11 protein-coding genes are annotated in these 11,651 nt (G+C 68.1%); 8 read left to right on the top strand and 3 right to left on the bottom strand.

Translation table 11 applies throughout. The annotated features are described in order from the left end of the window. Positions 1-38: 38 nt before the first annotated feature. A complete protein-coding gene (locus O0J73_RS18970; protein WP_006460079.1) occupies positions 39-1,745 on the bottom strand; it encodes an alkaline phosphatase in 1,707 nt (568 codons plus the stop codon). Between the two features lie 154 nt (positions 1,746-1,899). Between O0J73_RS18970 and O0J73_RS18965 the strand changes: the two genes are divergently transcribed. Next, positions 1,900-3,234, top strand: coding sequence for a dicarboxylate/amino acid:cation symporter (locus O0J73_RS18965; protein ID WP_133935241.1), 1,335 nt, complete (start codon positions 1,900-1,902; stop codon positions 3,232-3,234). A 228-nt stretch (positions 3,235-3,462) separates the two neighbouring features. Here O0J73_RS18965 and O0J73_RS18960 read toward each other — a convergent pair whose 3' ends face one another. Both O0J73_RS18960 and O0J73_RS18955 read right to left on the bottom strand, forming a co-directional pair. After that, on the bottom strand, positions 3,463-4,170 hold the full coding sequence (locus O0J73_RS18960; protein ID WP_230078916.1) for a C40 family peptidase: 708 nt from the start codon (positions 4,168-4,170) through the stop codon (positions 3,463-3,465). A gap of 197 nt (positions 4,171-4,367) precedes the next feature. Next, a complete protein-coding gene (locus tag O0J73_RS18955; RefSeq protein WP_053509406.1) occupies positions 4,368-4,907 on the bottom strand; it encodes a C40 family peptidase in 540 nt (179 codons plus the stop codon). 111 nt (positions 4,908-5,018) lie between these two features. Here O0J73_RS18955 and O0J73_RS18950 point away from each other — a divergent pair, with 111 nt between their 5' ends. The 7 genes from O0J73_RS18950 to O0J73_RS18920 all read left to right on the top strand — a co-directional run bounded on the left by O0J73_RS18950 (position 5,019) and on the right by O0J73_RS18920 (position 11,636). Beyond that, positions 5,019-5,501: a peptidylprolyl isomerase gene (locus O0J73_RS18950; protein WP_008266927.1), complete on the top strand. Its 483-nt coding sequence runs from the start codon at positions 5,019-5,021 to the stop codon at positions 5,499-5,501. A gap of 99 nt (positions 5,502-5,600) precedes the next feature. Then, positions 5,601-6,845 (top strand): DUF418 domain-containing protein, encoded by a 1,245-nt coding sequence (locus tag O0J73_RS18945; protein WP_197563931.1) that lies wholly within the window; start codon positions 5,601-5,603, stop codon positions 6,843-6,845. Positions 6,846-6,848: 3 nt separating this feature from the next. Beyond that, positions 6,849-8,099, top strand: coding sequence for an FAD-dependent oxidoreductase (locus tag O0J73_RS18940; RefSeq protein ID WP_308309374.1), 1,251 nt, complete (start codon positions 6,849-6,851; stop codon positions 8,097-8,099). Further along, the gene (gene gorA / locus O0J73_RS18935) at positions 8,096-9,454 is read left to right on the top strand and encodes a glutathione-disulfide reductase (protein ID WP_308309373.1); all 1,359 of its coding nucleotides are present in this window, start codon (positions 8,096-8,098) and stop codon (positions 9,452-9,454) included. Before O0J73_RS18940 ends, gorA begins: the two co-directional genes overlap by 4 nt. 158 nt (positions 9,455-9,612) lie before the next feature. Then, entirely contained in the window at positions 9,613-10,533 is a 921-nt protein-coding gene (locus O0J73_RS18930; protein ID WP_308309372.1) for a DMT family transporter, read from the top strand. Then, a complete protein-coding gene (locus O0J73_RS18925; protein ID WP_224329410.1) occupies positions 10,530-10,868 on the top strand; it encodes an MGMT family protein in 339 nt (112 codons plus the stop codon). Before O0J73_RS18930 ends, O0J73_RS18925 begins: the two co-directional genes overlap by 4 nt. Positions 10,869-10,961: 93 nt before the next feature. Beyond that, positions 10,962-11,636 carry a rhomboid family intramembrane serine protease gene (locus O0J73_RS18920; protein WP_308309371.1) on the top strand — a complete coding sequence of 225 codons (675 nt, stop codon included), beginning with the start codon at positions 10,962-10,964 and terminating at the stop codon, positions 11,634-11,636. Positions 11,637-11,651 lie beyond the last annotated feature (15 nt).

Here is an 11,651-nt window from a genome sequence, read left to right as displayed (position 1 = left end):
GGGGCCCCTGGCGCAGGCAGGACGGGCCTGCCGCGCGATCACTTGGCCTCGGCCTTGCGCTCGAAGGCGGTCGGCGCCGGCAGCTGCACCGGCACGCCCTTGTCGTCGCAGGTGCCGGCCTGGCACAGGCGTTCGCGCAGGGCCGGGGTGGCCTGCACGATCATGTGGTAGATCGCGTTCTGTTCCAGCGTGCCGCGGATCGCCTTGCTGCCGGGGCCACGGGCCCAGATGCCGACGTCCTCGCCACCGTGCGATTCGGACTTCATCGGCACCAGCGCTTCCTGCATGTAGTCCGGGTGCTCGGTGTCGACCTCACGCAGGTTCGGGCGGCCATTGGCCGGTTCGAAGCTGCTCGGGTTGTGCGGGTAGCGCTTGGCGCCGGCCGGCTGCTGGTTGCTGGCGCCGGTGTGGCCCGGGCCGTTGGCATAGGTCAGGGTGGTGTACGGCTGGCCATTGCCATCCAGTGCGTAGTCCAGCTTGCCGGCACCGTCTTCGCCGCCCTTGTCCTTCACCTTGCCCAGGATCGGGTTGCCGCGTGCCGGGTAGCCGACGAAGTTCAGCGTGTGCGAGTGGTCGGCGGTGACGATGATCAGGGTGTCGTCGGCCGAGGTCAGTTCATTGGCCACGCGCACCGCGTCGGACAGGGCGACGGTCTCGGTCAGGGCACGGTAGGCGTTGCCGCTGTGATTGGCGTGGTCGATGCGCGCGCCCTCGATCATCAGCACGTAGCCTTCCTGGTGCTTGGCCAGGTTCTTGATCGCCGCGGCGGTCAGTTCGGCCAGGCTCGGCTCGCCGCCCGGATCCTGCGGGCGCTCGTACTCGTAGCGCATGTGGTCCGGCTCGAACAGGCCGAGGATGGCCGGTGCATTGGCAGCGGCGGCCAGCTGCTTGCTGTTCCAGACGTAGGCACCCTGCGGGTGCGCCTGCTGCCATTCCTGCACCAGGCTGCGGCCGTCCAGGCGCTGGCCGACCTTGTCGTCGTATTCCGGATCGCGCTCTTCCACGGTGGTGAATTCACCGCGACCGCCGCCGAGGGCGACCAGCGGGCCACGGCCATAGCGCGAGGTCGACAGCAGCTGCTGGGCGATGTCCTTGCAGCCGGCCGCCTTGGCCGCTTCGGTCAGGTCGGTGTCGTTTTCCCAGTTGCGCTCGGGCGAGTTCGCGTAGGTGGCGGCGGGGGTGGCGTGGGTCAGGCGTGCGGTGGACACCACGCCGGTGGCCAGGCCGGCGCTGTCGGCCAGCTGCAGCCAGGTCAGCAGGCCCTTGGACAGGCTGTCGGCACAGTCGGTGCGGCTGCCGGCGCTGACGCCGATCGCGCCCATGTGGGTCTTCACGCCAGTGGTGATGGCGGTCATGGTGCCGGCCGAATCCGGCGTCTGCGAATCGGTGTTGTAGGTCTTGCTGAACGCCGTGGCCGGGAAGCGCTCCCAGGACAGCAGGTTTTCTTCGCCCGAACCGCCCTTCTGCTGGCCCTCGTAGATGCGCGAGGCGGCCACGGTGGTCAGGCTCATGCCGTCGCCCAGGAACAGGATTACGTTCCTGGCCTTGCCGGACATCGCACCGTTGGCGGCGGCCTGGGCGGCGCCGCTGCGATACCACCACTGCGGGGTCTCACCGGCCGGGTGGGCGACGGGATCGACAGCGACCTTGAGGCCGGCCGGGGCGGACGCGGGGGCAGTGCTGGCGCAGGCGCCCAGCAGCAGGGTGGTGGCGCAGGCGGCCAACAGGGAGACGGAACGACGCATGGACGCTGGGATCTCACAAACTGTAACGGGACGTTCATTATGCCCGGCCCCGCAAGGCACGCCGATGACACACTGATTTGCCGGCCGGGCGGTCGTTCTGCCGGCCGCCTTGGGCTATCGTTCCAGCATCCCTTTCTTCCCCTCTGGATTGCCTATGAAGCTGGTCTCTGCCTGGCTGCGGATTCCATTCTGGCAGCGCGTGGTCGGTGGCTTCGTGCTCGGTGCGCTCGCCGGCTGGGCGCTGGGCCCGGCTGCGGAAACGTGGTTCGGCCCGCTCGGCGAGCTGTACGTCACCCTGATCAAGATGATCGCGGTACCGCTGGTGTTCTTCGCGGTCATCAACGCGATCTCGTCATTGCACGGCCAGAAGTCGGTTGCCGCGCTCAGTGGCCGCACTTTCCTGTGGTTCGTGATCACCGCCGCGCTGGCGGTGTGCGTGGGCCTGGGCGTGGGTACCGTGCTGCAGCCCGGCGCCGGTGGCCTGCAGCTGTCGATGGCCAGCAACTATGTGCCGCGCGAAGTGCCCAGCGTGGTGCAGGTGCTGCTGGACGTGGTGCCGGCCAATGTCTTCTATGCGTTGTCCGGCATCGGCACCAAGGTCAACGCGGCCGGTGAGACCGTGCTGGCCGCCGGTCGCGGCTCGATCCTGCCGGTGATCTTCTTCGCAGGCCTGGTCGGCTTTGCCATCGTCAAGCTGGGCGAGAAGGTGACCGAGGCGCGCAAGCTGGTCGGCCAGATGAGCGACATCATGATCCAGGTGACCCGCTTCGTGCTGGAAGTCACCCCGATCGGTACCTTCGGCCTGATCGCCGGCCTGGTCGGCAGCTACGGGTTCGAGAAGCTGTTGCCGCTGGGCCACTTCGTGCTGGCGCTGTACGTGGCCTGCGCGCTGCACATCGTGGTGGTCTACAGCGCGCTGCTGCTGGCACACGGCCTGAATCCGCTGAAGTTCTTCCGTGGCGCGGCACCGGGCATGCAGGTGGCGTTTGTCAGCTCGTCCAGCTTCGCGGCGATGCCGGTGGCGCTGCGCTCGATCACCCACAACCTGGGCGTGAACAAGGACTACGGTTCGTTCGCGGTGCCGCTGGGGGCCAGCATCAAGATGGACGGCTGCGGCGCGATCTACCCGGCGCTGTGCGCGGTGTTCATCGCGCAGTACAGCGGCGTGCCGCTGACCCCGGAACAGTACGTGGTGGTGCTGATCGCCTCGGTGCTGGGCAGCTTCGGCACCGCCGGCGTGCCGGGCACCGCAGTGATCATGGCCACGGTGGTGCTGAGCGCGGCCAACCTGCCGCTGGAGACCATCGGCTACCTGTATGCCATCGACCGCATCCTGGACATGATGCGCACGATGACCAATGTGACCGGCCAGATGCTGGTGCCGGTGATCGTGGCCAAGGAAACCGGGTTGCTCGACCAGGCGGTGTACGACAACCCGTCCGGCAATGTGGGCGTGGATGACCCCGACCCGACACCGCCACGCGGCTGAGGTTGCGTAGCGATATGAAAGGCCCGCCCTGACCCGGCGGGCCTTTTGCTTGGCGGGTGGCTGATGCGGTGCCGAGCAGAGGGTAGGCCCTGGTAGATCCACGCCATGCATGGATGAAGGCAGTGCCGACCAAGGTCGGCACCCACCACCGTGCGCGCCCAACAAAAAAGCCGCTGCAGGGCAGCGGCTTTCTCGTGTCAGGCGGCGCGGTCGCGCCAACCGGTCAGATCAGAGATCGACCCGGCGGGCCTGCATGAACTTGTTGCCCCAGTAGCCACTGAGCAGGGTGTCCACGCGCACGTCCTTGCCCGAGCTCGGGGCGTGCAGGAAGCGGCCGTCACCGACGTAGATGCCGACGTGGTCCACGCGGCCCTTGCGGCCGAAGAACACCAGGTCGCCAGCGGCCAGCGCGGTGCGGTCGTTGATCAGTTCGGCGTTGTCATCGTGGGCCATCTCGCGCGAGACGCGCGGCAGCTCGATGCCGAGGGCGGAGCGGAACACGTAGCCGACCAGGCCGCTGCAGTCGAAACCGCTGTCGGGGTTGCTGCCACCCCAACGGTACGGGGTGCCCAGCAGGGTCATCGCACGGCGCAGCAGCGACTGCACCTTGCCGTTGTCGGCGGCGGTACCGACAACGCTGCCATTGGCGGCGCTGCTGGTGTCGTAGTTGGCGAGCAGGCGGCTGAGATCGCCGGCCACCACGGCCGAGCGGTCCATCAGCGGAATGGTGTCGTTGGCGGCCAGGTGCGGCAGCAGGGCGGCCAGGGTCGCACTGGCGGCGGCATCGACGCGGCTGCGCTGCGGAGCGGCGGCCTCGGCCTTGGCGGCCGGTCGGGCGGGGCTCTCGGCCACCGGGGCCGGAGTCACATCGGAACGATTCGGAGCAGTCTGCGACCATGCCGGAAGGCTGGTGAGACACAGTGCCAGGCCAAGCAACAGCGGGCGGGCACTACGTGAAGATACGGAAGTCTGGCCTTCGCTTTTCAGGTCGTCAGTCGTCACGCGTCGGTCACAGGAAAAAAACGATGGGGCATCATGCCTTGTAAAAGCGTCAATAAGTTAAAAATTCCGTTAGTAATCCGTTAGTTCCACAGTGATGCGCGTCACATTTTTGAACATATCGCCTGTTCATTTTAGCGAAGGACACGTTTCGCGCCCGTGTAGTGGTCCTTCCAGTAAGGGCCGCTGAGCGAGTCGAGCCGGACCGTGCCGCCGGTGCTCGGCGCGTGCACGAAACGCCCTTCGCCGACATAGATGCCGACATGGGTGACGTTGCCGCGGCTGCCGAAGAACACCAGGTCGCCGGTGGCCAGGCGCTGCGGGTCGATCTTCGGGCCCTGTACCGCCGCCAGGTCGCGCGAGGTGCGCGGCAGCTTCAGGTCCAGCATCTCGCGGTAGACATAGGCGACCAGGCCGCTGCAGTCGAAGCCCGAATCGGGGGTGTTGCCGCCATAGCGGTAGGGCGTACCGACCAGGCTGATGGCACGCATCAGCACCGAGTTGGCGGCCTCGGGGTTGTCCGGCACGGTCTTGGGCCAGTGGGCGGTCGGCGGGGGGGCCGAGGGCCGGGTGGCCTTGCCGCCGCCACAGGCGGTCATCAGCAGGGGCAGGGCCAGCAGCAGGGCCGGGGCGAGGAGCCGGCGCAGGCCGGACGAAACTGGCGTGATGTGCATGATCTCCGGATAATGCGCCACCTTGGATTGGCCGTCATGATGGCGGCGTCCCCGCCGGGCGACAACCCGCCCCAACCCGCCTGCCTCCGGCAGATCCAGACAGAGTTGCGCATGAAGATCGAAAAAGACCGCGTTGTCCGCTTCCACTACACCGTTTCCGAAGTCGGCCAGGAGCCGATCGAATCGTCCAAGGACCGCGGCGAGCCGCTGGCGATCCTGATCGGCCACGGCAATATCATTCCGGGCCTGGAAAACGCCATGATGGACAAGGAAGCCGGCGCGACCTTCAGCGTCGATGTCACTGCGGCCGATGCCTACGGCGAGCGCCGCGAGGGCCTGTCCCAGCGCGTGCCGAAGAAGCACTTCGGCAACACCAAGCTGGCCCCGGGCCAGCAGGTCGTGCTGCAGACCAACTTCGGCCCGCGCGCGGTGACCGTGCAGAAGGTCGGCATGAGCGTGGTCGACGTTGACCTGAACCACCCGATGGCCGGCAAGGACCTGCATTTCGACGTGGAAATCGTCGATGTGCGCGAAGCCGGCCAGGAAGAGATCGACCACGGCCACGTCCACGGCGACGGCGGCCACCACCACTGATCGCAGCGCGATCGTGATGGCAGCAGCGGCCCGCTTCGGCGGGCCGTTGCGTTTCTGGAACACGGCGCGGGCATCCATGGCGCGTGGGCCGGCGGCATAATGGCGGACCTGCCCAACGGATGCCCCGTGAACGCCGCTTCTCACTCCCTGCAGCCGATGGCTTCCGGCGAACGCATCGCCGTGCTGGACATCCTGCGTGGTGCCGCGTTGCTGGGCATCCTGCTGATGAACATCGAGGCCTTCAGTGGCCCGCTGGACCTGGCGTTCACCGGCATCGACGTGCACTGGCAGGGCATCGACTACTGGGCCGATGCCTTTGTCTATGTGTTCGTGCAGGGCAAGTTCTTCACCCTGTTCTCGCTGCTGTTCGGCGCCGGCTTCGCGGTGATGGCGCAGCGCGCCGACGTGGCCGGACGCAATTTCACCCCGTTCTACCTGCGCCGCAGCGCCGGGCTGCTGCTGATCGGCCTGTGCCACGCGCTGCTGGTCTGGTCCGGCGACATCCTGGTGATGTACGCGCTGATCTCGCTACCGTTGCTGGCCTGCCGCGAGGCACCGCGCAGCTGGCTGCCGTGGATGGGCGTGATCGTCTATCTGGGCGGCGTGGCGATGATGCTGCTGGTCGGGGCGATGGTGTCGATGGCCTCGGCCGACGAGGTGCAGGGCATGCTCAGCGAAGCGCAGCAGAGCATCGCGCTGCAGCGGCAGGTGTACGGGCAGGGCAGCTGGGGACAGGCCACGGTGCAGCGCTTGAGCGAGTTCGGCACCTCGATGGGCGCGCTGCTGATCACCGGCCCGGAAGTACTTGGCATGTTCCTGATCGGCAGCTGGTTCGCTGGTAGTGGCGCGCTGGCGACCCCGGAACGCTTCCCACGCCTGTACGCCTCGCTGCGCTGGATCGCGCTGCCGCTGGGCCTGCTGGTCACGGTGCTGGGTGTTGCCTGGAAACCGTACCTGGCACCGGGCACGTACAACCTGCCGGTGACGGCGGCGATGGCGCTGGTGACCGTCGGCGGCCTGCCGATGTGCCTGGGCTACCTGGCGTGGATCGTGCACTGGCGCACGCGGCTGGCGTGGCTGGCACCGGTCGGGCGCATGGCGTTGACCCACTATCTCGGCCAGTCGCTGCTGTGCACCTGGATCTTCTACCACTACGGACTGGGCAGGTTCGAGATGATGCCGCGCAGCGTGCAACTGCTGTTCGCGCTGCTGCTGTTTGCCGTGCAGGTGGGCATCTCGCACGTGTGGCTGCGCCACTTCCGTTTCGGGCCCATGGAATGGCTGTGGCGTGCGATGACCTACCGGCAGTGGCCGCCGATGCGGCGCGGAGCCGGGCTGGGCTGATCGATGCCGAGGGCGCGCGAGGACGTGATCGTGGTCGGCGCCGGGGCCATCGGCCTGGCCAGCGCGCTCGCGTTGCGCGCGCAGGGCCGGCAGGTGCGCGTGATCGACCGCGGGCGCGTCGGAGGGGCGACGTCGCATGGCAACTGCGGCACCATCACCCCCAGCCACGCACCGCCACTGGCGGCGCCCGGGGTACCGCGGCGCGCGTTGCGCTGGATGCTCGATCCACGCGCGCCGCTGTACGTGCGCACGCGGCTGGATCCCACGCTGTGGCGCTGGTTGCTGCAGTTTGGTGCACGCTGCAACGCCCGCGACTGGCTGCAGTCCACGCGTGCACGTGGCGCGCTGCTGGATGATTCGCGGCAGCGCCTGGCCGAGTGGGTGCAGGCACATGCGCTTGACTGCGAATTTGATGCGCGCGGGCTGGACTACGTGTTCGGCGATGCTCGCAACTTCGATCACCACGTGGCCGAGTGCGAGGCGCTGAACGCGCAGGGCATCGCCACGACCTGTATCCCGGGTGCCGACTATGCGCGCGCGAATCAGGCCTTCCACGATCGCCTGGCCGGTGCGATCCATTTTCCTGGTGATGCGCAGCTGCGGCCGGATCGCTACACCGCCGAGCTGGCACGCGTGCTGCGCGCGCAGGGCGTGGTGATCGACGAGCAGGTGGACGTGCAGGGATTCAGCGATGACGCACAGGGTGTGCGCGTGCAGGCGGAGGGGCAGTTGCTGGCCGCGCGCGAGCTGGTACTGGCCACCGGGCCGTGGTCGCGGCACTGGGCACGGCAGCTGGATCTGCGCGTGCCGATCCAGCCTGGCAAGGGCTACTCGCTGACCTGGTCGCGGCCGGCGCAGGTGCCGCAGCGGCCGGTGGTGCTGAAAGACCATTCCGTGTTCGTGATCGCCTGGCGCGAAGCGCTGCGGCTGGGCGGCACCATGGAATTCGCCGGTGCCGATCCAAGCTTGCGCGCGACCCGCCTGCGCGCGCTGCAGCAGGCCGCCGACCACTACCTGCGCGCGCCACGCGGGGCGCAGTTGCAGGAGCAGTGGTGCGGTTGGCGACCCATGAGCGTGGACGACGTGCCGTTGATCGGCCGTGCGCCCGCGCATCCTCACGTCTGGCTTGCAGCGGGGCATGGCATGCTCGGCATCAGCATGAGCGCCGGCACCGGCCAGCTGATCGCCGATCTCGTCTGCGGCCGTACCCCAGCGATCGATCCTGCCCCTTACCGACCCGAGCGATTCCGATGAGCACTGCACCCTATGATTACGACCTGATCGTCCTTGGCGGCGGCTCCGCCGGCCTGGCCGGTGCGATCCGCGCCGCGCAGCATGGCAAGCGGGTGGCACTGCTGGAGCCGGGCGAACTCGGCGGTACCTGCGTCAATGTCGGCTGCGTGCCGAAGAAGGCGATGTGGCTGGCGGCCGACCTGCACGAACGCATCGGCCTGGCCAGTGCGATGGGCTTCGATGTCGAGGCCCGCCCGGCGCTGTCGTGGAAGGAACTGGTGATCCATCGCCAGGCCTACATCAGCAACATCCACACCAGTTACCACAAGCGCCTGGACGAGACCGGCGTGGTGCGCATTCCGGCGCGCGGCCATCTGCTCGATGCGCATACGGTGGCCTGCAGCGATGGCGTGCGCTACAGCGCCGAACACATCCTGATCGCCACCGGCGCGCATCCGTTGCGGCCGGACATTCCGGGCGCCGAACTGGGCCTGGTGTCTGATGATTTCTTTGACCTGCGTGCGGCACCGGCCGAGGTGGCGATCATCGGCGGTGGCTACATTGCGGTGGAACTGGCGGGCCTGCTGCAGGCGCTGGGCAGCCGGGTCAGCCTGCTGGTGCGTGGCAAGCGTCTGCTGGAGCGCTTCGATTACGAGCTGACCGATCAGCTGGCCGAGAACCTGAAGCAGCAGGGCGTAAGGATTCATTTCGATTACCGCCTGCGCGAGCTGCAGCGCGATGGCGAGCGCGTGCGCGCCTTCGGCCACGACGGCCCGCTCGACAGTGTGTTCGATGCGGTGTTTTTCGCCACCGGCCGGCGCGGAAACAGTCGTGATCTGGGCCTTGAAGCGCTGGGCATCGGCATCGGCGAACACCAGCAGGTGCAGGTGGATGAGTGGCAGACCACCCGCGTGCCGAGCGTGCATGCCGTGGGTGACATCGCCGGCAAGGTCGGCCTGACCCCGGTGGCAGTGGCGGCATCGCGGCGGCTGATGGACCGCCTGTTCGGTGGCCGTCCGCAGTCGAAGATGGATTACGAGAATGTGGCCAGCGTGGTGTTCTCGCACCCGCCGTTGGGCGCGGTGGGCATGAGCGAAGAGGAAGCGCGCGCGCGTTTCGAGCGGGTGAGCGTGTACCACAGCCGCTTCCGCCCGATGCTGCAGGCGCTGGCCAACGGCACCCAGCGCAGCCTGTTCAAGATGGTCTGCGCCGGTCCGGAGGAACGGGTGGTGGGCATCCACCTGCTGGGCGAAGCGGCCGATGAGATCCTGCAGGGCTTCGCGGTGGCGGTCAAGATGGGCGCGACCAAGGCCCAGTTCGATGACACCGTGGCGATCCATCCGACCTCGGCCGAGGAAGTGGTGCTGATGCGCTGAGCTGGGCCGTTGTAGAGCCGAGCCATGCTCGGCTGCTTTTTGCCCAGGCATGGCGAAGCCGAGCGTAGGCTCGGCTCTACGGGGCACCGGCCGCCCCCATGCGACAATGGCCGCCCCCACGCCTTTCCGGGCCGCCCACGCGGTCCGCTGTTGTCCAGATGTCCAGCCCCGATTCCCGTATCGCCACCGCCTCCCCTCGCATCGCGCTGGGGGGCATTGGCCTGGCTGCGATCGGCGCCATCGCCGCCTCCGGCAAGGCGATCATCGTCAAGCTCGGGCTGCGCCACGGCGTGGATGCCACCACGCTGCTCGCGCTGCGCATGCTGATGGCGTTGCCCTTGTTCGTGCTGATGGCGCTGTGGGCCGCGCGCCGGGCCGCGCCGCTGTCCTGGGCCGACCGCGCCCGCGTGCTGTGGCTGGGTTTCACCGGCTACTACCTGTCCAGCCTGCTCGACTTCCAGGGGCTGCAGTACATCAGCGTGACCCTGGAACGGCTGATCCTGTACTTGAACCCGACCCTGGTGCTGCTGATCAACGTGCTGCTGGCGCGCCAGCGACCGGGCCGATGGCAGATCGGCGCGCTGGTGCTGAGCTATCTGGGCGTGCTGCTGGCGTTCGGCCACGACCTGCAGCGCGAGGGCGGGCAGATCATCGTCGGCAGCCTGCTGGTGCTGGGCAGTGCGCTCAGCTACGCGCTGTACCTGTTCGGCAGCGGCCAGGTGGTCGCGCGCATCGGCGCGGTACGGCTGACCGCCTATGCCAGCTGTGTCGCCAGCGTGCTGGTGCTGCTGCATTTCGCGGTCACCCATCCGCTGCCGCTGCTGTGGCAGGCGCCTGTGCCGGTGCAGTGGCTGTCGCTGGTCAACGCGACCGTGTGCACCGTGTTGCCGGTGCTGGCGATCATGCTGGCGGTGCAGCGCGTGGGTTCGTCGCTGGCCGCACAGGTCGGTATGCTGGGCCCTGTTTCCACCATCGTGATGAGCCTATGGCTGCTCGACGAACCGATGGGGCCGGCGCAGATCGCCGGCACCGTGCTGGTGCTGATCGGCGTACTGCTGGTGACCCGCCTGCGGCGCTGACGCCGGAGCAGGCGCGTGCGCGCATCCTGGCGGTGATCCGCGCCATCCCGGCGGGGCAGGTGATGGGCTATGGGCAGGTGGCGATGCGTGCCGGCCTGCCCGGGCGGGCCCGGCTGACCGCGCGCATCCTCGGCCAGAACGACGACCCGGACCTGCCCTGGCATCGCGTGCTGCGCTCGGATGGGCGCATCGCCATGGAAGAAGGCTCGGCCGGCTGGCGCGAGCAATCGCAGCGGCTGCGCGCCGAAGGCGTGGTGGTGGAGAACGGCCGGGTGCGGATGCCGGCCACCGATCCGGCCGCGGCGCTGGATGCGGCGGTGTGGGGGCCGGGCTGAGCGCGGCTGGCGACTGAACAGTCCGTGCCTGGCGGTCGCCAACAAGGCAGGGTGCTGCGGCTATGATGGAGGCCGTTCCATGCCGGTGCTCCCATGTTCCCGCGACTGCCAACCGTCACCAAGGCCCTGCTGATCGCCAACGCGATCCTGTTCCTGCTGCAGCAGCCGTTCCTGCTCGGCATGCAGACCTTCGAACCGTTCATGCTGCAGCCGTTGCAGCAGGGCTTCGACGCGTTCTCGCCGGGCGGCAACTTCCAGCCGTGGCAGCTGCTGACCTATGGCTTCCTGCATGGCAGCTTCGGCCACCTGTTCTTCAACATGCTGGCAGTCTTCATGTTCGGCGCGCCGCTGGAGCAGACCTGGGGCGAGAAGCGCTTCCTGCTGTACTACCTGGTCTGCGTGGCCGGTGCCGGCGTCTGCCAGCTGCTGGTCGGGACGCTGCTGGAGAACCCGGCGACGGTGCTGGGCGCCTCCGGCGGCGTGTTCGGCCTGCTGCTGGCCTACGGCATGCTGTTCCCCAACCAGCGGGTGATGCTGCTGTTCCCGCCGATCCCGATGAAGGCACGGACCTTCGTGATCCTGTTCGGCGTGGGTGAACTGGTGCTGGGCATGGCCGGCTGGCAGCCCGGTGTCGCCCATTTCGCGCACCTGGGCGGCATGCTGTTCGGCTGGTTGTTGATCCGCTACTGGCGCGGGCAGCCGCCGTTCAACAAGCGCCGACCGCCGGGCCCGCCGAATCGACCGAACCACCTGCGCAGCGTCAAATGATCCGAAGGATCATTT

Origin of the sequence: Stenotrophomonas sp. Sm6012 (assembly GCF_030985895.1) — a bacterium.
Taxonomy (GTDB): Bacteria; Pseudomonadota; Gammaproteobacteria; order Xanthomonadales; family Xanthomonadaceae; genus Stenotrophomonas; species Stenotrophomonas forensis.
This window is presented reverse-complemented; position numbering and strand designations above follow the sequence as displayed.

Bases quoted from the DNA above. Each gene is read 5' to 3' on its own strand.
- O0J73_RS18970 (WP_006460079.1), bottom strand. From the start codon at position 1,745: ATGCGTCGTTCCGTCTCCCTGTTGGCCGCCTGCGCCACCACCCTGCTG.
- O0J73_RS18965 (WP_133935241.1), top strand. From the start codon at position 1,900: ATGAAGCTGGTCTCTGCCTGGCTGCGGATTCCATTCTGGCAGCGCGTG.
- O0J73_RS18955 (WP_053509406.1), bottom strand. From the start codon at position 4,907: ATGCACATCACGCCAGTTTCGTCCGGCCTGCGCCGGCTCCTCGCCCCG.
- O0J73_RS18950 (WP_008266927.1), top strand. From the start codon at position 5,019: ATGAAGATCGAAAAAGACCGCGTTGTCCGCTTCCACTACACCGTTTCC.
- O0J73_RS18945 (WP_197563931.1), top strand. From the start codon at position 5,601: ATGGCGGACCTGCCCAACGGATGCCCCGTGAACGCCGCTTCTCACTCC.
- O0J73_RS18940 (WP_308309374.1), top strand. From the start codon at position 6,849: ATGCCGAGGGCGCGCGAGGACGTGATCGTGGTCGGCGCCGGGGCCATC.
- gorA (WP_308309373.1), top strand. From the start codon at position 8,096: ATGAGCACTGCACCCTATGATTACGACCTGATCGTCCTTGGCGGCGGC.
- O0J73_RS18930 (WP_308309372.1), top strand. From the start codon at position 9,613: ATGTCCAGCCCCGATTCCCGTATCGCCACCGCCTCCCCTCGCATCGCG.
- O0J73_RS18920 (WP_308309371.1), top strand. From the start codon at position 10,962: ATGTTCCCGCGACTGCCAACCGTCACCAAGGCCCTGCTGATCGCCAAC.